The organism is Roseicyclus mahoneyensis (assembly GCF_003148775.1).
In the GTDB taxonomy this organism is placed as follows: domain Bacteria; phylum Pseudomonadota; class Alphaproteobacteria; order Rhodobacterales; family Rhodobacteraceae; genus Roseicyclus; species Roseicyclus mahoneyensis.
This window is the reverse complement of sequence record NZ_QGGW01000009.1, coordinates 106,534-125,031: the sequence shown is the minus strand read 5'-3', so window position 1 is coordinate 125,031 and position 18,498 is coordinate 106,534. Positions and strand designations below refer to the sequence as shown.

The 18,498-nt window shown below is 65.0% G+C and carries 18 protein-coding genes and 1 riboswitch; of the genes, 11 read left to right on the top strand and 7 right to left on the bottom strand.

Annotated features, from left to right (window positions below; all coding sequences use genetic code 11):
- Positions 1–55: 55 nt before the first annotated feature.
- Together C7455_RS16395 and C7455_RS16390 are read right to left on the bottom strand one after the other, a co-directional pair.
- Positions 56–1,024 carry a sialic acid TRAP transporter substrate-binding protein SiaP gene (locus tag C7455_RS16395; RefSeq protein ID WP_109670058.1) on the bottom strand — a complete coding sequence of 323 codons (969 nt, stop codon included), beginning with the start codon at positions 1,022–1,024 and terminating at the stop codon, positions 56–58.
- 46 nt (positions 1,025–1,070) lie between these two features.
- On the bottom strand, positions 1,071–1,811 hold the full coding sequence (locus tag C7455_RS16390) for an FCD domain-containing protein (RefSeq protein WP_245904382.1): 741 nt from the start codon (positions 1,809–1,811) through the stop codon (positions 1,071–1,073).
- A 152-nt stretch (positions 1,812–1,963) separates the two neighbouring features.
- Here C7455_RS16390 and C7455_RS16385 point away from each other — a divergent pair, with 152 nt between their 5' ends.
- The 9 genes from C7455_RS16385 to C7455_RS16345 all read left to right on the top strand — a co-directional run bounded on the left by C7455_RS16385 (position 1,964) and on the right by C7455_RS16345 (position 11,696).
- Positions 1,964–2,860 (top strand): dihydrodipicolinate synthase family protein, encoded by an 897-nt coding sequence (locus C7455_RS16385; protein ID WP_109670055.1) that lies wholly within the window; start codon positions 1,964–1,966, stop codon positions 2,858–2,860.
- A 175-nt stretch (positions 2,861–3,035) separates the two neighbouring features.
- A complete protein-coding gene (gene phnD, locus C7455_RS16380; protein WP_109670053.1) occupies positions 3,036–3,986 on the top strand; it encodes a phosphate/phosphite/phosphonate ABC transporter substrate-binding protein in 951 nt (316 codons plus the stop codon).
- 75 nt (positions 3,987–4,061) lie between these two features.
- The gene (gene phnC, locus C7455_RS16375; protein ID WP_109670051.1) at positions 4,062–4,883 is read left to right on the top strand and encodes a phosphonate ABC transporter ATP-binding protein; all 822 of its coding nucleotides are present in this window, start codon (positions 4,062–4,064) and stop codon (positions 4,881–4,883) included.
- Positions 4,880–5,686 (top strand): phosphonate ABC transporter, permease protein PhnE, encoded by an 807-nt coding sequence (phnE, locus tag C7455_RS16370; protein WP_109670049.1) that lies wholly within the window; start codon positions 4,880–4,882, stop codon positions 5,684–5,686. Before phnC ends, phnE (C7455_RS16370) begins: the two co-directional genes overlap by 4 nt.
- Positions 5,683–6,495, top strand: a complete 813-nt coding sequence (phnE, locus tag C7455_RS16365; RefSeq protein WP_109670047.1) for a phosphonate ABC transporter, permease protein PhnE — start codon at positions 5,683–5,685, stop codon at positions 6,493–6,495. Before phnE (C7455_RS16370) ends, phnE (C7455_RS16365) begins: the two co-directional genes overlap by 4 nt.
- A 132-nt stretch (positions 6,496–6,627) precedes the next feature.
- Positions 6,628–7,647, top strand: a complete 1,020-nt coding sequence (locus C7455_RS16360; protein WP_109670045.1) for an ABC transporter substrate-binding protein — start codon at positions 6,628–6,630, stop codon at positions 7,645–7,647.
- Between the two features lie 16 nt (positions 7,648–7,663).
- Positions 7,664–9,850, top strand: a complete 2,187-nt coding sequence (locus tag C7455_RS16355) for an ABC transporter permease (RefSeq protein WP_245904381.1) — start codon at positions 7,664–7,666, stop codon at positions 9,848–9,850.
- A 10-nt stretch (positions 9,851–9,860) separates the two neighbouring features.
- Positions 9,861–10,874 carry an ABC transporter ATP-binding protein gene (locus C7455_RS16350; protein ID WP_109670041.1) on the top strand — a complete coding sequence of 338 codons (1,014 nt, stop codon included), beginning with the start codon at positions 9,861–9,863 and terminating at the stop codon, positions 10,872–10,874.
- Positions 10,875–10,886: 12 nt separating this feature from the next.
- Complete coding sequence (locus C7455_RS16345; protein ID WP_109670039.1) at positions 10,887–11,696, top strand: inositol monophosphatase family protein; 810 nt, start codon at positions 10,887–10,889, stop codon at positions 11,694–11,696.
- Positions 11,697–11,715: 19 nt separating this feature from the next.
- Here the strand turns inward: C7455_RS16345 and C7455_RS16340 are convergent, their stop codons facing one another.
- The 5 genes from C7455_RS16340 to C7455_RS16320 are packed head-to-tail and all read right to left on the bottom strand — an operon-like array spanning position 11,716 to position 16,036.
- Positions 11,716–12,159, bottom strand: a complete 444-nt coding sequence (locus C7455_RS16340; protein WP_109670037.1) for a hypothetical protein — start codon at positions 12,157–12,159, stop codon at positions 11,716–11,718.
- Entirely contained in the window at positions 12,149–13,393 is a 1,245-nt protein-coding gene (locus tag C7455_RS16335; RefSeq protein WP_109670035.1) for an agmatinase family protein, read from the bottom strand. Before C7455_RS16335 ends, C7455_RS16340 begins: the two co-directional genes overlap by 11 nt.
- Positions 13,356–14,138, bottom strand: a complete 783-nt coding sequence (locus C7455_RS16330; protein ID WP_109670033.1) for an ABC transporter ATP-binding protein — start codon at positions 14,136–14,138, stop codon at positions 13,356–13,358. Before C7455_RS16330 ends, C7455_RS16335 begins: the two co-directional genes overlap by 38 nt.
- Positions 14,135–14,947: an ABC transporter permease gene (locus tag C7455_RS16325; protein WP_109670031.1), complete on the bottom strand. Its 813-nt coding sequence runs from the start codon at positions 14,945–14,947 to the stop codon at positions 14,135–14,137. The genes C7455_RS16330 and C7455_RS16325 overlap by 4 nt, the downstream gene beginning before the upstream one ends.
- Before the next feature lie 24 nt (positions 14,948–14,971).
- Positions 14,972–16,036: a putative urea ABC transporter substrate-binding protein gene (locus C7455_RS16320; protein ID WP_109670029.1), complete on the bottom strand. Its 1,065-nt coding sequence runs from the start codon at positions 16,034–16,036 to the stop codon at positions 14,972–14,974.
- 85 nt (positions 16,037–16,121) lie between these two features.
- A riboswitch (guanidine-I (ykkC/yxkD leader) is annotated at positions 16,122–16,227 on the bottom strand.
- 250 nt (positions 16,228–16,477) lie between these two features.
- Here C7455_RS16320 and C7455_RS16315 point away from each other — a divergent pair.
- Both C7455_RS16315 and C7455_RS16310 read left to right on the top strand, forming a co-directional pair.
- Complete coding sequence (locus C7455_RS16315) at positions 16,478–17,323, top strand: MurR/RpiR family transcriptional regulator (RefSeq protein ID WP_109670027.1); 846 nt, start codon at positions 16,478–16,480, stop codon at positions 17,321–17,323.
- A 179-nt stretch (positions 17,324–17,502) separates the two neighbouring features.
- Positions 17,503–18,483, top strand: a complete 981-nt coding sequence (locus C7455_RS16310; protein ID WP_109670025.1) for a TRAP transporter substrate-binding protein — start codon at positions 17,503–17,505, stop codon at positions 18,481–18,483.
- Positions 18,484–18,498: the final 15 nt, after the last annotated feature.

The following is an 18,498-nucleotide window of genomic DNA, read 5'->3' as shown; positions in this document are numbered from 1 at the left end:
TTGGGTCTTGGGAAACGCGCGCCCGGACCATGCCGGGCGCGCGCGGGGTGTGGGCTCAGTTGTCGCCACGGACGCGCGCGATGGCGCCTGCGCCGAATTCGGCCTCGAGCGTGTCGTAATAGGGCTGCATCGCCGCGCGGAAGGGCGCGAGATCGGGCCGGGTGACGGTCAGGCCGCGCCCCTCGAAGGTCGACAGCAGTTCGGCTTCGGCGGCATTGGTGCGGCTGTTGTTCTCCTCACCGCCGGCGGCGACGGCGGCGGCGATCCAGCCCTGTTCTTCCTCCGACAGGCTGCCCCACAATTCGTCCGAGATCATCATCGCGATGGAGGCGATGAAGTGGTTGGTGATGGCCACATGGCTCTGCACCTCGTAAAAGCGCATCGCCTCGATGGTGGGCAGCGGGTTTTCCTGCGCATCGACCTGATTGGTCTGGAGCGCCAGATAGACCTCTGCGAAGGCGACAGGCGCGGGGGTTGCACCGGTGTTTTCGGCATAGGCGATCAGGAAGGGCACGTTGGGGGTGCGCATCCTGAGGCCAGCCATGTCTGCCATGCTTTCGATGGGGCGGTTCGACGTGGTCTGGCGCGTGCCATAATACCACAGGTCGAGCATGCGGATGCCCTGTTCCTCGAACCGGGCCGACATCTCCTGCCCCCAGTCGCCCGCCACGATTTCCTGCAGATGGGCGAAATCATCGGCCACATAAGGCGCGCCGATCAGGTTCAGTTCGGGAATGACATAGCTCATGTCGGGGTAGCCGACGGTGACCATGTCCAACTCGCCCGCCTGCACCTGTGCAACCATCGCGCGGAAATCGCCCAACTGTGACGACGGGAAGATCGTCAGCGTCATCTCGCCGCCCGACACCTCGGCCAGTGTTTCGGCCATCGCCTGCGCACCGGCAAAGAGGTTCGATACCTCGTTGTCCTGCATGCCCAGCGTCACTTCGCGTTCGGCCAGCGCCGGGGCGGCCATGGCCAGCGCCAGACCTCCGGCAAGGATCGTTGTCGTAAAGGGTCTCATCTTGGTCCTCCTCCTGATGATGTGTCCGGGTCGGCCCGGTCCGGCCTCACGCCTGTGGGGCAGCGGGGGCCTGTGACCCAAGCGCCGCGGCCTTGAGTCGTCGGCGCAGTGACCGGGCAAGATGCGCCTCCATCACGTCGGTCGCCGCGGCAACGTCTCCATCGAGGATCGCGGTATAGATCGCGCGGTGTTCCTCGTGGGAGATGCGGTCATTGGCGATGGGGTCGGCGACCGGCGGGCGGTCGGCAAACAAGCGGCTGACAAACATGTCGTGCAGAGTCAGCAAGATGGGGTTGCCCACGACCGACACCAGCGCGCGGTGAAAGGCGATGTCGGTCTGCGCGAAATCAGGGGTGCCGATGGCCTCTGCGTTGCGGGTCAGCGCCTCGTTCAGCTTGGCCAGATGCACGGTATCGGCGCGCATGGTGGCCGCGCGGGCCGCGCCAGTCTCGATGAACTGGCGCATCTGTTCCAGATGCGCGCCCGCCTCGGCATCGCCAAGGATGTCGCGGATATGGTCGGCGGCCCCGCGCAGGATGCTGTCAAGCGAAGGGCTGCTGGCGCGGGGGCGGTGGCCGGGCTGCGCCTCAAGATAGCCGCGCATCTGCATCTGCGACAAGGCAGCGCGCACGGTGGGGCGCGAGGCGTCGAAGCGTTCGCTCAACTCGCGCTCGGTCGGCAGCGGCTCTCCCTTGGGCTGACGGCCCGCCTTGATGTCGGCAATCAGCACCTCGGCGATGGCGTCGCTGCTGCTGCGTGGCGCGTCGATGACATCCGTTTCCCGCAAGACAAGGCCCCCCAATGGCCACAGCTTTGGTTTCCAATTTTTGGTATTACCAGAATCGACCATTGTCAAACCTGATTAAGCAGATGGACAAACAATAACTGCCATATTACGAATTTGGTCAAACAACCCTGACCAACCCAAAGGCCGCGCCGATGTCGAAACCCCTGTCCGGAATGTATGCCGCTCTGATGTCCGCCTTCGACGATGACGGCGCGTTCAGTCCTGAACGGCAGTCTGCCTTGAACGCCTATGTGCTGCGGCAGGGGCTGACGGGGCTTTATGTCGGCGGCAGCAGCGCGGAATCGGGCCTCATGGAAACCGAGGCGCTTCTGGAGCAGCAGGCGGTGGTCGCCCGCGATGCCAAGGGCTCGGGCGCGACGCTGATCGCCCATGTGGGCGTGCCCGCGCTGGCCGATGCGCGCAAGCTGGCGCGGAACGCCAAGTCTCTGGGGTACGACGGGCTTTCGGCCCTGCCGCCCCATTCCTATCCGTTCAGCGACGGTGAGATCCTTGGCTACTACAAGGGTCTTGCCGCCGAGACCGACCTGCCCCTGATCGTCTACGAGGTGCCGATCCGCACCGGCCGTCCCTTGCCGCTGGAGCTGCTGATCGATGTTTTGGACCTGCCCAATGTGGCGGGGATCAAGTTCACCTCGACCGACCTGTTCAAGCTGACAATGCTGCGCGTCAAGCGGCCGGACAGCACCTATTTCTTTGGCTTCGACGAAATCTACCTGTCCGCCGCCGCTTTGGGCACTGATGGCGGGATCGGCACGACCTACAACATCCTCGGCCGGCTTTATGCCGCCCTTCACGAGGCGGTGGGCGCGCGCGACCTCGACCGCGCCCGCGCGTTGCAAGACGTGTCGGCCGAGTTCGTCACCGGCCTGCTCGACGTCGGCGTGCTGCCCGGCATGAAGGCCGCGCTGCGCGCCTGCGGGATCGACTGCGGCCCGACCCGCGCGCCGCTTGCGTCCCGCGTTCCCGATGCCGAGGCGCGGATGCGCGAACTTGTCTCGCGCCCGTCGGTGCGTGACTGGCTGGTCTGAGGCGTCGGGCCGACTGAAATCTGTTCAAGGGGCATGACGCCCGCCGCAGCGTGGTCATCGCGGCCCGCGAATGAGTGCGCGGCCCAAACTGTCATGGGTCTTTCATCCATCTGTCACGCACCTGTCACGCACGGAACATATCGCGCTCCGGAACATATCAACTCCGGGGATCATCATGAAAACGCTCACGACCCTCACGTCCGTTGCCGCCCTGCTGCTGGCCGGGCCCGCCTTTGCCGAGTTCGCGCTCGATACGCGCTTCACGGATGCCGATGGCGACCTGATCGCCGACATCCCGACCGATCCGGCCCAGCTGGCCGATCCCGACACGCTGATCTTCGCCTACACCCCCGTCGAAGACCCCGCCGTCTACGCCGAGGTCTGGCAGGGTTTCCTTGATCACATGGCCGAAGTGACCGGCCGCGAGGTGCAGTTCTTCCCGGTCCAGTCCAATGCCGCCCAGATCGAGGCCATGCGCGCAGGCCGGCTGCACATCGCGGGCTTCAACACAGGGTCGAACCCGCTCGCCGTGGCCTGTGCAGGCTTCCGTCCTTTCGCCATGATGGCGGCTGAGGACGGGTCGTTCGGCTATGAGATGGAAATCATCACCTTCCCCGACAGCGGCATCGCTGCCGTGGAAGACCTGCGTGGCAGCCAGCTGGCTTTCACCTCCGAGACCTCGAACTCGGGCTTCAAGGCACCCTCCGCCCTGCTCGAGGGCGAATTCGGCATGGTCGCGGGCACGGATTTCGAACCGGTGTTCTCGGGCGCGCATGACGCCTCCATCCTCGGTGTGGCCAACCGCGACTACCCTGCGGCTGCCATCGCCAATTCCGTCATGGCCCGCATGATCGAGCGCGAGGTGATCACGTCCGATCAGGTCGTGACGATCTACACCTCGCAGACCTTCCCGACCACGGGCTACGGCACGGCGCACAACCTGACCCCGGAACTGCAAGAACAGATCCGCGAAGCTTTCTTCAGCTTCGAGTGGGAAGGCAGCGCGCTCGAGGCGGAATTTGCCAACTCCGGCGAGGCGCAGTTCATCCCCATCACCTTCCAGGAAGACTGGGCCGTGATCCGCACGATCGACGAGCTGACCGGCGTCGTCTACGAGTGCAATTGAGCCCTTATCTTTCACGATGACGTCACGGGCGGCCCCGCGCCGCCCGTGGGTTTTTGCACGAGAGGGTGCCCCCGGATGCTTTTTCTCGAAGGCCTGACAAAGACCTACAAGACCGGCGACGCTGCGCTGCGCGACGTGTCGCTGACAGTTCCCAAGGGGCAGATCATGGGCTTGATCGGGCCGTCGGGCGCGGGCAAGTCGACGCTGATCCGTTGCATCAACCGGCTGGTGGAGCCAAGCGGGGGCAAGGTGCTTCTGGGAGACGTGGATCTCGTGGGGCTGGGCAAGGCCGACCTGCGCCGCCAGCGCCGCCGCATCGGGATGATCTTTCAGGAATATGCGCTGGTCGAACGGCTGACCGTGATGGAAAACGTCCTGTCCGGCCGGCTGGGCTACGTGCCCTTCTGGCGCAGTTTCCTGCGTAAATACCCCCCCGCCGACATCCAGCGCGCCTATCAGCTTCTGGACCGGGTGGGGCTGATGGAACAGGCCGACAAGCGCGCCGACGCGCTGTCGGGCGGGCAGCGCCAGCGGGTCGGCATCGCGCGCGCGCTTGCGCAGGACCCCGAACTGCTGCTGGTCGATGAACCGACCGCCAGCCTCGACCCCAAGACCAGCCGCCAGATCATGCGCCTGCTGACCGAAATCTGCGCCGAGCGCGGCCTCCCCGCCATCGTCAACATCCATGACGTGCCTTTGGCGCAGCAATTCATGCAGCGCATCGTGGGGTTGCGGGCGGGCCGCGTGGTCTTCGACGGCACGCCCGAACAGCTGACGCATGAGGCGCTGACCGCGATCTACGGCGCGGAAGACTGGAACGAGATGCGCCGTGGCGACGAGGAACAGACCCGCGCCGAAGCCGACGCCCGTGACCGCATGGCGGCGCTGGCCAGATGAGCGCGCCCGACTATCCCACGACCTGGCGCCGCCCACCGCAGATCATCAGGGATCGGCGCTGGCGCATCGCGTTCCAGATCGGCATCGTGGTCTACCTGATCCTCGCCATCGGATCGGTCGAGGTGAACTGGGCGCGTGTCTATACCGGGCTGGAGCGCGGGCAGCGCTTCGTCTTGGGCTTCCTGCAGCCTGATTTCGATACGCGCTGGCGTGACATCAGTCGCGGGCTGATCGAAAGCCTGACCATGACGCTGACCTCGACGGTGGTGGGCGTGGCCATCTCCATCCCGATCGGCATCGGGGCCGCGCGCAATATCGCACCGCGCTGGATCTACTACATCTGCCGCGGGATCATCGCCGTCAGCCGGGCATTGCAAGAAGTCATCATTGCGATCTTCTTCGTGGCGATGTTCGGCTTCGGCACATTCGCCGGTTTCCTGACGCTGTCCTTCGCCACCATCGGCTTCATCGCCAAACTGCTGGCCGACGACATCGAGGAAATCGACGAGGCGCAGGCCGAGGCGGTGCGCGCCACCGGCGCATCTTGGGGGCAATTGCTGAATTACGCCGTGCAGCCGCAAGTGATGCCGCGCCTGATCGGCCTGTCGCTCTATCGGCTCGACATCAATTTCCGCGAAAGCGCCGTGATCGGTATCGTCGGCGCGGGCGGGATCGGGGCGACGCTCAATACCGCCATCGACCGCTACGAATATGACAGTGCGGGGGCGATCCTGCTCATCATCATCGCCATCGTGATGGTCGCCGAATACAGTTCCAGCTACCTGCGGAAGTTCCTGCAATGACCGAGATCACGCATTACAGCCAGGTCTGGTCCTACCGCACGACGCGCGGGCGCCTGTTGCTCTGGGGCGGCTGGCTGGCTCTGGTGGCGCTGTTCGTCTGGTGCTGGCAGATCATGACAGAGCGCACCATTTGGGCCTTCGTCTACGATGCGCCCCGGCAAGCCGCCGATATCGGCGGACGCATGGTGCCGCCGCGCTGGTCCTACCTGAACGAGTTGTGGGTGCCGCTGTGGGACACGCTCAACATGGCGACGCTGGGCACGCTGGGCGGGGTCATCATGGCGGTGCCGGTGGCCTTTCTTGCTGCGCGCAACACGACGCCATCAGCCCTTTTCCTGCGGCCCGTCGCGCTTTTCATCATCGTCGCCTCGCGGTCGATCAACTCGCTGATCTGGGCGCTTTTGCTGGTTGCGATCATCGGGCCGGGCCTGCTGGCGGGGATCGTGGCCATCGCGCTGCGCTCCATCGGGTTCATCGGCAAGCTGCTCTACGAGGCGATCGAGGAGACGGACGCCAGTCAGATCGAGGCGATCGAGGCCACCGGGGCCAGCGGCGCGCAGGTGCTGTCTTACGGGATCGTACCGCAGATCATGCCGGCCTTCTGGGGCATCACCGTGTTTCGATGGGACATCAACATCCGCGAAAGCGCGATCTTGGGGCTTGTGGGCGCGGGGGGCATCGGGCTCAAGCTGGAGGCCTCGCTCAACACGCTGGCCTGGAGCCAGGTCTCAGTGATCTTGTTGCTGATCCTTGCCACTGTCGTGCTGAGCGAATGGGTCTCGGCGAGGGTACGCCATGCCATCATCTGAGGCAGCAAGGGCCCTTCGCTGCGTAAATATCTTTACGACCGCCCAAGGATCGGCAAACGTCTGCCGGGATGCGGGCGAACCTGCACCGGACGGTCAACGCACCGCCACACACCCAAAGGGAGAGAGACAAAGATGACCAAAAGATCCGTTTTGCTGGCAGCGGCGGCCATCATGCTGGCACCGGCCGTTCCGGCCAGCGCGCAGGGCAACGAGCTTGTGCTCTACTGCTCGGTGCAGGAGGAATGGTGCCGTGCCATGTCCGAGGCGTTCCAGCGCGAAACCGGGATCAACGTCCTGATGACCCGCCGGTCCTCGGGCGAGACCTATGCCCAGATCGCTGCCGAAAGCGGCCAGCCGCGCGGCGACGTGTGGTGGGGCGGCACCGGCGACCCCCATCTGCAGGCTGCGCAAGAGGGGCTGACCGAGGAATACCGCTCGGACATGCTGGCCGAACTGCAGCCTTGGGCGCTGCAGCAGGCGGAAACCTCGGGCTACCGCACCGTCGGCATCTACGCCGGTGGCCTTGGCTTTGGCTACAACACCGATCTCGTGACCGAGAACCCGCCCGCCTGCTGGGCCGACCTGCTGGACGCGCGGTTCGAGGATGACGTGCAGGTAGCGAACCCGAACTCCTCGGGCACCTCCTACACCATGCTGGCCACGCTGGTGCAGCTGATGGGTGAGGAAGAGGCTTTCGAATATCTGACCCAGCTTCATGGCAACATCAGCCAGTATACCCAGTCGGGCTCCGCCCCGATCCGGGCGGCGGCGACCGGCGAAACGGCCATCGGCATCGTGTTCATGCATGACGCCGTAGCCCAGACCGTGACCGGCGCGCCCATCGTGACCGTCGCCCCCTGCGAGGGCACGGGCTACGAGGTGGGGTCCATGTCGATCATTGCGGGCGGTCCGAACCCGGATGCCGCGCGCGCTTTCTACGACTGGGCGCTGACGCCTGCGGCGCAGGAACTGGGCGCAACGGCGAACAGCTTCCAGATCCCGTCGAACGTCAATTCGGTCACGCCCGATGCCGCCCCGCGGCTGGAGGATGTTAACCTGATCGACTACGACTTTGCCCTCTACGGGTCGAGCGAGGAACGCACCCGCCTGCTGCAGCGCTGGGATGCCGAGATCGGGTCGCTGCCGCAGTAACCGGCAGCGCATCCCCGTGGGTCGCTTTTCCCTGACATCGGACCGAGCCGGGCTTGCCTGGCTCGGTCTTTTGGCCGCAGCGCTGGGTCTTGTGCCTTGGTACAAGGGTAACAACCTTTTTGCCGGCCCTGCCGCTTCGGCCCTGACCGAGGCGCTGGCTGGACGCGGCTGGCTCTGGCCGATGATCGCGGTGACATCGGCCCTGTCCATCGCCGCGCTGACGCGCGGCTGGCAAAGGTCCAATCTTGCGCTGGGCCTGACGCTGGGGGCGTTTGCGCTGCTGATCTGGCAAGGTTTTGCCGTTGGCTTGCGCGGCCCCTCCGCCGATTGGGTCGGGTCCGCCTTCCCACGCGCGGCCGACGGGCAGACTGGTCTAGGCTGGGGCGGGTTTCTGGCCGGGATCGCGCTGACGGGCCTGTTGTCCGACCTTTTCGCCGCGCGCGGCTTCTGCCGGGGTGAGCGCTTCCCGGCTTTCTGCATCACGGCCATCGTCGCGTTGCTGACGCTGTTTGTCTTTTTCCCCATCCTGCGCCTTGGCATTGCTGCTTTTGTTGATCCGACGGGCGCGCTGGCGCTGGGCACCTTCTGGGCGCGGATCTCGGCGCCTGATCTTTGGGGTGTGGCCTGTTTCGCAGGCGCGGGGCGCTGTGGCGTGGTCGTGAACACCGTGGTTCTGGGCGTGCTGTCGGCCTCGTTTGCGACCGCGCTGGGCCTTGCGCTGGCACTTTTGGTCAACCGCACCGATTTCCGGATGAAGCGGGCGCTTCGCGCCATTTCCATCCTGCCGATCATCACCCCGCCCTTCGTCGTGGGCGTCGCCATCATCTTGCTCTTCGGGCGTACCGGGCTGGTCACCAGCTTCGTCGCCGACCTGATGGACGTGCGGCCAACCCGCTGGATCTACGGCCTTCCCGGCATCTTGATCGCGCAGGTTCTGGCCTTTGCGCCGGTGACCTTTCTTGTGCTGCTGTCCACGCTCGAGGCGATCAATCCCACGCTTGAGGAAGCTTCGCGCACTCTTGGCGCGCGGTCGATGACCACCTTCCGCAAGATCACATGGCCACTGTTGCGTCCTGGTCTAGCGGCGGCCTTTCTGCTGGCCTTCATCGAAAGCCTTGCGGATTTTGGCAACCCGATCGTGCTGGGTGGTGGCTACGAGGTGCTGTCGGTCAAGATCTTCTTCGCCGTGGTCGGCGCGCGCTACGATCTGGGCAACGCTGCGACACTTGCGATGATCCTGCTGGCGCTGACGCTGATCGCGTTCTGGCTGCAGATGCGCTGGATGGGCAAGAAAAGCTACGTCACGGTCACCGGCAAATCCGACGCTGGCCTGACCGCACCGCTGCCGCCAATCCTCAAGATCGCGGTGTTTGCGGTGGTGCTGCCTTGGGTCCTGTTCACGCTGGCGGTCTACATCATCATCGCGGCAGGCGGCTTCGTCACCGATATCGGGCGCTGGGACCTGACGCCGACGCTGAGCCATCTGGTCACCGCCTTCCGTTTCGAGATCGCCGAGAACGGCCTTCAGCTTTATGGCTCGGCTTGGGATTCGATGATTACCACGCTCTGGGTCGCAGGGCTGGCTGCGCCCTTGACGACGCTGGTGGGCATCCTGACCGCATGGCTGGTCGCGCGGCAGGATTTTGCCGGTCGCCGTGCCTTTGAATTCGGCACGATGTTGTCCTTTGCGGTTCCCGGCACCGTGGTGGGTGTGTCCTATGTCGCGGCTTTCAACGTGCCGCCGGTCGACATCACCGGGACGGCGGCCATCCTCATCATCTGTTTTGTCTTTCGCAACATGCCGGTGGGCATGCGGGCGGGACTGGCGGCGCTGGCCCAGATCGACAAGTCGATGGAGGAGGCGTCGCAGACCATGGGCGCGGGCGGGGCCACGACGCTGCGCCGCGTGGTCCTGCCCCTGATCCGGCCTGCGGTTTTCACGGCGCTGGTCTATTCCTTCGTCACGGCGATGACGGCGGTCTCTGCCGTGATCTTCCTTGTCTCGGCGCGGCACAACATGGCGACGGCCTATATCATGGGCAGGGTCGAGGCGGGGGAATACGCGCTCGCCATCGCCTATTCGGCGGTGCTGATGATCGTGATGATCGGCTGCGTCGCGCTGATCCAGTTGGCGGTGGGCACGCGCAGGCTGGGGCGCAGACAGGAATTGCAGGGCCGCCCGGCGGCGGACCCCGCGGAATAAGGGACAGGGCATGACGGAAACGGCGATCGAATTCGTGAATGTGCTCAAGCGCTACGGCAGTGCCGTGGCGGTCGACAAGATGAGCTTTTCTATCGCCAAGGGGGAGCTTGTGACCTTTCTTGGTCCCTCGGGCTGCGGCAAGACTACGTCGCTGCGCCTGATCGCGGGGTTGGAGCTGCCGACCGAGGGGCAGGTCAAGATCGCAGGCCGCGACGTCAGCCGCGACCCTGCGTCGGAACGCAACGTCGGCATGGTGTTCCAATCCTACGCGCTGTTTCCGCATATGAGTGTGCTCGACAACGTGTCCTACGGCCCCACGATCCGTGGCGTTCCCAAGGCCGAGGCGCGCGACCGCGCGCGCGCCATCCTCGATCAGGTGGGGCTGGCGGGCTACGAGGCGCGCTTGCCCTCGGAATTGTCGGGCGGCCAGCAGCAGCGGGTCGCGGTCGCGCGTGCCATCGTGCAGCAGCCCGATGTTCTTCTGTTCGACGAGCCGCTCTCCAACGTCGATGCCAAACTGCGCCGCAAGGTCCGGGCGGAGATCCGCGAGTTGCAGCAGCGCTTCGGCCTGACCGCCGTCTATGTCACCCATGATCAGGAGGAAGCGCTGGCTGTCTCCGACCGCATCGTGGTGATGAAGATGGGCCAGATCGCCCAGATCGGCACGCCGGCGGAGCTTTATGAACAGCCTGCATCGTCCTTTGTTGCCGATTTCATCGGCGATGCGAACCTGATCGAGGGAAAGGTTTCCTCTGGAACCTTCCATGCCGCCCATCTGGCCCTGCCGGTCAGGGCCGCGGATGGCATCGTCACCGCCACGATCCGGCCAGAACGCATCCGGCTGGCAAAGGGTGGCATCGCCACGATCCGGTCTGCCAGCTATCTGGGCAGCCGGATGGAATATGTCGTGCAGGACGAAAACCTTGAGTTCCTCGTCTCGCGCCCGATTTCCGAGCCGCGCCTGACCGCAGGCGATAGCGTCGACCTGCAGATCGATCCCGCAGACCTTGTCCTTGTCCGCTGAAAGACCCTTTCCATGACCGACCCTATCGCCGCTCGTGCGGCCCTTGCCTCTGACCTTGCGCAAAGGGCCGGGCATATTGCGCTCGACTATTATCGCCGCCGCGACAGTCTTGAGATCGAGACCAAGACCGGCGCGCTCGATCTCGTGTCGATCGCAGATCGCGCGGTCGAGGACATGATCCGGGCCGAGATCGCAGCGGCCTTTCCCGATGACGCAATTCTGGGCGAGGAAGGTGGCGCCATGGCCGGGCGGTCCGGCCTGACATGGGTCATCGACCCCATCGACGGCACCGTGCCCTTCCTCATGGGCCTGCCGCATTGGTGCGTGGTGATCGCGCTGATCGAAGGGACGGAAACCCATCTGGGCGTGATCGACGTGCCGATGGCGGGCGAACATTTCGCGGCGCGCGCGGGGCGGGGGGTTACCCTTGACGGCAAACGCCTGACGCTTGATCCGACGCGGGCGATCACGCAGGGCCTTGTGGCAGTAGGTGCCTCGAACCGGTCCGAACCCGAACCGATCGTGGGCATCATCCAAGGGTTGATGCAGGCGGGCGGAATGTTCTACCGCAACGGATCGGGTGCCAACATGCTGGCCAATGTCGCGGCGGGCAGGCTTGCCGCCTATGTGGAGCCGGCGATGAACCCGTGGGACAGTCTGGCGGGCCTGTTGATGATCCGCGAGGCTGGCGGGGTCACATTCGCCTATCCGGCCGATGCCACGCTTGGCCTGACGCTGGGGGCGGCACCCGGTGTCTGGGACGATCTGCTGGCCATCGTGACGCGCCAGTATCCCGAGGGTCTGCCCCAGCCGCAGCGCTAGGGGCAAACCGACCGGGTCATCAGGGCAGGTCGCGCGTCGCCAGAAAATCGCGGATGTCGAGCCTGTCCTTTTCGTCCATCGAGACGTAGACCAATGCCATGTTGGTGCGTTCCCGGATCATCGACCCCGGAAAGGGCAGGTAGCTGAGTTCCCGCGTGCCAAAGGACGGCGAAGCAGTGCCGACCTGCCATTCGGTTTTCAACTCCACATCCACCAGTTTCAGCGTGCTGGCCCCGGCCTTGCCCGGCCGTTCCAGCGGAACGCCCGCGAGCTGCAGATAGGCGGCCTTGTCGGCGGCGGTCACGAAACCGTCGATGAATTGCGCGGTCAGGATCTGCAGATCGGCGGCGCTATCCTCGGGCGTCAGGTGCGAATGGAGGTGATCGGCGGGACCGTGTGCATGGTTGTGATCATGCGGGTGATGGTGGTGCCCGTGCCCGTGGTGGTGGTGATCATGGGGCATTGGACCACCTCCGCCCGGTGAACTCGCCATGCGGGATGGTCACGGGCTTGTCGATATGGCGCTTGTGCGCGCCCATCTTGCCTGCCGCCACCATCGAGCCCAGCACATCCACGATCACCCGCGTGCCCATCAGCGCCGTGATGTCGGAGGTGTCATAGGGCGGGCTGACCTCGACCAGTTCCATGCCGCAGAGCCCTTCGGCGGCCACTTTGGACGCCAGCGCCAACGCCTCGCGCGGCAGGAAGCCGCCGGGTTCGGGCCAGCCGGTGCCGGGGACAAAGCCGCAATCGATGCTGTCGATGTCAAAGGACATGTAGACCATGTCGACGCCATCCCATGCCATTTCCAGCGCCATCTCGGCGGTCTTGTCGATGCCCATCTTCTCCATGTCGGACATGGTGATGATGTTGGTTTCCCGCTCGCGCGCGACCTTCACCGCCTCGCGCGGGACCTGCCAGCCGCCGATGCCCACCTGCACGAGGTTCTTGGCCGGCACATTGGGCAGGAGGGTAGAGTGGAACCACGGCGTCGTGTGCATCCGCTCGTCGAGGTCTTTTTCCTGAATGTCGGCGTGGCGGTCGAAATGCACGATCCCGATTTTCTTGGAGGTGCATTCCGCGATGCCGCGCACGCAAGGGAACCCGATCGAATGATCGCCCCCGATCATGATCGGGAAGCTGCCGGAGCTGAACACGTGGCTGACTGCACGGCTGATCTGGTCGAAGCTCTTTTCGAGGTTCGCGGGGATGGTGAACACATCGCCCGCATCGCAGAGCGTCATCTGTTCGCGCAGGTCGACGGCCAGCTCATAGTTGTAGGGCGTGTAAAGCGCGCTGATCTTGCGCAAGCCTTGCGGGCCAAAGCGCGTTCCAGGGCGGTAGGTGGTGCCGCCGTCAAAGGGGATGCCAAGGACGGTGGCGTCGTAATGCTTCACCTCGGTCACATCCTCGGCGTAGGGCGCCTTGAGGAAGGTGTTGATGCCCGCGTAATGGGGCAGCTCGCCGCGCGCGAAGGTGGGGATCGACTTGTCCTCGATGCTGTCGGCGCCGGTCAGCCCCATGCGCAGCGCCCAGCGGCGTTCTTCGTCCCAGCGGTCACCGGGAATGTCGGCCTCAGCCTGCATCGCGCGCCAGCCGCGCAGCTTCGTCAGGTCGGGGTGATGCGCGCGCCGGTCGTCGCGCGGCGCAAGGCGCGGGCTATGCGGCCGGCTGCGCCGCGGGGTGAGATGATCCATCTTGGTCCTCTTTCAGTTGATAGGGGATGCCGCCGTTGCGGGCGTCAAAATCATAGGTGATCGTCGCGCCATAGGCGGCGGGGTCATGGGGGTCCCAGCGGGTCTTGTCGAAGACGATGACCCGGTCGCCCAGCTTGAACGCCTCGCGCAGGTCGTGGGTGACCATGAAGACGGTCATGGGGGTTTCCTGGCGCAGATCGGTCAGAAAAGCGTGCATCTGCTCGCGCGTGCCGGGGTCGAGCGCGCCGAAGGGTTCATCGAGCAGCAAGATACGGGGCTTGGCCGCCAGCGCCTGTGCGATGGCAAGGCGCTGTTGCATGCCGCCTGACAGCGCGGCGGGATATTGGTGGGCCACATGCGCCAGCCCGATCCGGTCGAGCGTGGCATCGGCGCGGGCGCGCGCGGCGCGGCGGGCGGGGCCGAACAAGCGGCCCAGCGGGCGCGACAAGCCTTCGGCGGCCACGATATTGTCGCGGACGGTCAGGTGGGGGAACACTGAATAACGCTGGAACACGATGCCGCGCGTGCGGTCTGGCTCTCCCTTCAACGGCTGGCCGTCGACCGTGATCTGGCCGCGCGTGGGGCGTTCCTGATCCAAGAGCAGCCGCAGGAAGGTGGATTTCCCGCAGCCGGACGCGCCCACGATCGAGATGAATTCGCCTTCACCCACCGACAGCGACACCCGCTCCAAGATTGGGCGCGGGCCGTAGCTTTGAAAGATGCCGTCGACCTGAACCAGCGTCATCCCCGCGCCTCCGCCCACGGGAACAGCCAGCGCGACAGGCGCGCCAGCCCCCAGTCAATCAGGAAGGCCAGCAGCGTGATCCACGCCACATAGGTCAGGATCACGTCCATCGCCAGAAAGCGGCGGACAAGGAACACGCGGTAGCCAAGCCCGCTGTCTGAAGCGACCGCTTCGGCGGCGATCAGGAACAGCCATGCGGGGCCAAGCGACAGGCGTATCGCCGAGATCAGGCGCGGCAGGATCTGCGGCAGCGCGACCGAGAGGGCTATGCCCAGCGTCGAAGCGCCCAGCGTCTGCGCCTTTACCACTTGTTCTTGCGGCAATTCCAGCGTGCGCGCCGTGAGGTCGCGGATCAGGAACGGCGTTATGCCGATGGCGATCAGCGCAATTTTGGCGGTATCGCCCACGCCCAGCGTGATAAAGAGGATCGGCAGCACCGCCAGCGGCGGGATCATCGAGACGACGGCGACGAAACCCTGCAGGCTGGACCGGATCAGCGGGATCAGCCCTATGGCTACCCCCAGCACCAGCCCCAAAAGCGCGGCGATGCCAACGCCCGCCGCCAGAAGCGACAGGCTGGACAGGGTATCGCCCCAGAACAGGATCTCGCCCGACCGCCGGTCTTCCTCGGTCAAGAGCCGCCACGCGGTTCCGCCCAAGGTGGCGAAGGAGGGCAGGATGCGGTCCTGCGGGTTCTCGGCCAGCCGCGCGGCCGAGGCTTGCGCATAGACAAGTCCCACCAGCACGAAGGGCAGGGCGGCCAGTGCCACGCGGCCCACGGGGCCGGGATATCGGTTGATCAGCCGCATGACCCGGACCCCGTCCGCTTGCCGTTACAGCGCCCCGTCGGCCGCCATCTGCATGAAGCTGGGATCGAAGCGCAGGCGGATATTGGCGGGATCACCCGTGACCACATCGCCGGGGTATTCGACACCGACGAAATCGGCGCTCGGTGCCCCTTCGCCAAGAATGCCACGCTCGAACAGGAACTCGGCCACGCTCACCATGGTCTCCGGCAGCGCCGGACTTTGCACGAAGGCGACCGCATCGGCGGGGTTCCAGAACATCTGGGTGGAGGCCAGTTGCGCGTCATAGCCCGCAAGGTCCGTGCCCGAGGCCTCGGCCATGGCGGTGCGCGCCGCGACGCCTTCGGGCGTGTCCGACGACATGATCGTCATCAACTCATACCACGCCCCCACCAAGGCGCGCCCGAAATCGGGGTTGGCGGCGAGCGTTTCCGTGTTGACCACCATCATGTCGATGATCTCGCCGGGGATGTCGGCGGAGGTGAAAAGGATATTGGCGGCAGGGTCCTCGGCGATGGTGGAGACCAGCGGGTTCCAGGTGACGACCGCCTGCACGTCATCGGTGGCGAAGGCCGCGATCATGTCGGCGTCGGAGGTGTTGATGACACCCGCAAGGTCGCGTTCCTCAAGTCCCACGCTGTCGAGCGCACGGGCGAGCAGGTAGTGAGATACCGACAGTTCCACGAGGTTGACGGGCATGCCCGCAAGGCTTTCCAGTGTCCCCTCGCCCTTGAGGATCACCGCGTCGTTGCCGTTGGAGAAATCGCCGACGATGAGTGCCGTGGTGTCCACGCCCGATCCTGCCGGGATCGACAGCGTGTCCATGTTGGTGGCCGACACCCCGTCGAATTCGCCCGCTGTGTAAAGGTTGATCGATTCCACATAATCGTTGATCTGCACGATATCGACGGTGATGCCGTAGCGTTCCGCCCAAGCATCCATGATGCCGCTTTCGTCCAGATAGCCCCAGGGCATCCAGCCGACATAGATCGACCATGCGACGGAAAACTCCGTGCGCTCCTGCGCAGTGGCAAGGCCTGTGGACAGGGTCAGGGCAAGGGCGGTGGTCGCGGCGAGGGTTGTTTTCGTCAACTTCGGGTCCTCCGACAGGATGATGGCAGACGTCCGACCGAAGACAGCGACGTTCGAGGGGAGCGGCCGAACAAGATGCGCAGTGCTCTCCCGGGATTTTGGCCCGCCGTGTACCGTGCCGGAATTTGCCGACGCGGCCGCATTTCTCGGACCAGACCCCGAACCCGGGCGGAACCCTAAATGCTCTGCGCACCAACAGGCTGCATGGCGCTTGGGGATGGGTCAAAAGCGTTTGGATGTCGGCCGGGCCGATGTTGGAAATCGTCGGCTTTGTGGGCTTGCACGCGATCGGGTGCTTGGAAATTGAGCGCTGCGGGGACAGAGCGCTGCCTGCAGCGGGCAGCCCGACCATGATCGGAGGGCCCGGCGGGACGATTCTGCCCGATCGCGACGCGCATAAGAGCTTGCGGGTTCGCGCCGCGAAAGGATATTTTCATCGCCATGTCGCCAGCGCCAAAGACCTCGTTTCTGACCCGCATCCGCAAGGCGACGCCGGAATTTCATCCCAGCGAAAAGCGCCTTGCCGATGCCATCGTGCATTTCCCCGGCCAGTTGGCAGGATATACCGCCACGGAAATCGCCAAGCTTGCTGGCGTGTCCAACGCCACGGTGACCCGTTTTGTCCGCAAGATCGGCTACGCGTCCTTTGAAGAGGCGCGGCAAGCCGTGCGGGCCGAACAGGTGGCGGGAACTGCGCTGTTCCGGGTCGGGGGGGATGGAACCCCCTCGCAAGGGCTGGTGGCCCGTCACCTCGCACAGTGCCACGGCAACCTTGAGCAAAGCCTTGCGGCGCTGGACGAGGCCGAGATCGCGGGCCTCGTGACGGCCATGGTCGCGGCGCGCCGGTTGTGGGTGGTCGGCTTTCGGGCCGGTCAGGGCTTTGCCCGCTACCTTGCATGGCAGGTGATGCAGGTCCGGTCCGACGTGGCGACCCTGCCGCGCGACGGGGAGACACTGGCTGAAAGCCTTGCCGGGATCGGTCCGGGCGATTGCGTGATCGTGTTCGCCCTGCGCAGGCCGCCACGCCAGCTCGATCAGGTGCTGCGGCATGTGACGGGCTGCGGCGCGGATGTGGCCCTGATCGGCGACCTGACCGAGCTTGGTGCGGGGCCAGTCAGGTGGACCCTGCCGTGCAGCACCACCGGCGCGGGGGCCCTGTTCGATCATGTCGGCGTCATGGCGATCTGCGGTCTGCTGGCGGCCGCCGCGATCGAAAGATCGGGTCCGGCTGGACGCGAAAGGCTGAGCGCCATCGAAGCCATCCATGATTCGCTTGACGAGATCTGACCCGGTCCAGAGCGGATTGCTTGGTCAGACCCCCCCGATTGTTGCCCGTTTCTTGAGCGTCGGAGAATCCTTGGCGCCGGCTGGCCATGAAAATGCATTTTTATCATGGCGGGCAACGGAAAATATTTTTGCATGGGTGGGCATTGTTTTTCCCCGCCTCCCCTCGAAAGGATCGAGACATGACGCTCCTGAGAAATTCGCTTTTCATCGCGGCCGCGAGCCTCGCCCTGCCGGGCGTCGCTTCGGCGCAAACCGTCCTTCAGATCAATTCCTCACTGCCGGATGGGTCGTTCGCGCATGTCTTCTTGCTCGAATACGAATCCCGCCTCGAGGCAGCCACCGAAGGCGCCATCGACGTGCAGATCTTCATGTCGAACACGCTCGGCTCCGAGGAAGACGTGCTGCAGGGCCTTGGCCTTGGTACGCATCACGCCTCGCTCTCGGCCTCGGCCATCGCGCAGATCAATGCGCGCACTGCGATCTTCGACCTTCCCTACCTGTTCGAGGACCGCGCCGCGGTCCAGACCTTTGCGGCCAGCCCTGCGGGCGAGATGATGGCCGCGGGTTTCGATGGCACCGGCATGATGCTGGCCGCGATGTGGGACAACGGGTTCCGCCAGATCACCAATGACGTGCGCCCCATCGTGGTGCCCGCCGATCTGGTGGGTCTCAAGATCCGCACCCCCACCAGCCGCCAGCGCGTCGAGATGTTCAACACGTTGGGCGCGAACGCCACACCGCTGTCCTTTGGCGAGGTCTATTCCGCGCTTGATCAGGGTGTGATCGACGGGCAGGAAAATCCGGCCGAGATCGTGGAAAGCGCGCGCCTCTACGAGGTGCAGGATTACATGTCGCTGTCCAACCATGTCTACCTGCCGACCTTTCTGGTTTTCGGTGAACCCTACTTGAACGGGCTCGACCCTGCCCTGCGGGAAACCGTCATGACCGTCGCGGCCGAGCTTGCGCCCTGGACCTTTGACTGGGGCACGGAAACCGATGCCCGCGTGATCGCCGAGCTGGGTGACCGTATCGCCATCAATGAGGTCGATTTCGCCGCGTTTCAGGCTGCTGCAGCACCGCTTTACGAAAGCCCGACCTTCGTTGACGTGATCGGTGCCGACATGATCGCAGCGACCCGCGCGGCGCTTGGCATCGAGTGATGCGACAGGAGCACC

Excerpts from the sequence above, each read along its gene's own strand:
- C7455_RS16350 (WP_109670041.1), top strand. The coding sequence starts at position 9,861 with ATGACGGAAACGGCGATCGAATTCGTGAATGTGCTCAAGCGCTACGGC.
- C7455_RS16385 (WP_109670055.1), top strand. The coding sequence starts at position 1,964 with ATGTCGAAACCCCTGTCCGGAATGTATGCCGCTCTGATGTCCGCCTTC.
- phnC (WP_109670051.1), top strand. The coding sequence starts at position 4,062 with ATGCTTTTTCTCGAAGGCCTGACAAAGACCTACAAGACCGGCGACGCT.
- C7455_RS16315 (WP_109670027.1), top strand. The coding sequence starts at position 16,478 with ATGTCGCCAGCGCCAAAGACCTCGTTTCTGACCCGCATCCGCAAGGCG.
- phnE (WP_109670049.1), top strand. The coding sequence starts at position 4,880 with ATGAGCGCGCCCGACTATCCCACGACCTGGCGCCGCCCACCGCAGATC.
- C7455_RS16395 (WP_109670058.1), bottom strand. The coding sequence starts at position 1,024 with ATGAGACCCTTTACGACAACGATCCTTGCCGGAGGTCTGGCGCTGGCC.
- C7455_RS16335 (WP_109670035.1), bottom strand. The coding sequence starts at position 13,393 with ATGGATCATCTCACCCCGCGGCGCAGCCGGCCGCATAGCCCGCGCCTT.
- C7455_RS16360 (WP_109670045.1), top strand. The coding sequence starts at position 6,628 with ATGACCAAAAGATCCGTTTTGCTGGCAGCGGCGGCCATCATGCTGGCA.
- phnE (WP_109670047.1), top strand. The coding sequence starts at position 5,683 with ATGACCGAGATCACGCATTACAGCCAGGTCTGGTCCTACCGCACGACG.
- C7455_RS16345 (WP_109670039.1), top strand. The coding sequence starts at position 10,887 with ATGACCGACCCTATCGCCGCTCGTGCGGCCCTTGCCTCTGACCTTGCG.
- C7455_RS16310 (WP_109670025.1), top strand. The coding sequence starts at position 17,503 with ATGACGCTCCTGAGAAATTCGCTTTTCATCGCGGCCGCGAGCCTCGCC.
- phnD (WP_109670053.1), top strand. The coding sequence starts at position 3,036 with ATGAAAACGCTCACGACCCTCACGTCCGTTGCCGCCCTGCTGCTGGCC.
- C7455_RS16330 (WP_109670033.1), bottom strand. The coding sequence starts at position 14,138 with ATGACGCTGGTTCAGGTCGACGGCATCTTTCAAAGCTACGGCCCGCGC.
- C7455_RS16340 (WP_109670037.1), bottom strand. The coding sequence starts at position 12,159 with ATGCCCCATGATCACCACCACCACGGGCACGGGCACCACCATCACCCG.
- C7455_RS16325 (WP_109670031.1), bottom strand. The coding sequence starts at position 14,947 with ATGCGGCTGATCAACCGATATCCCGGCCCCGTGGGCCGCGTGGCACTG.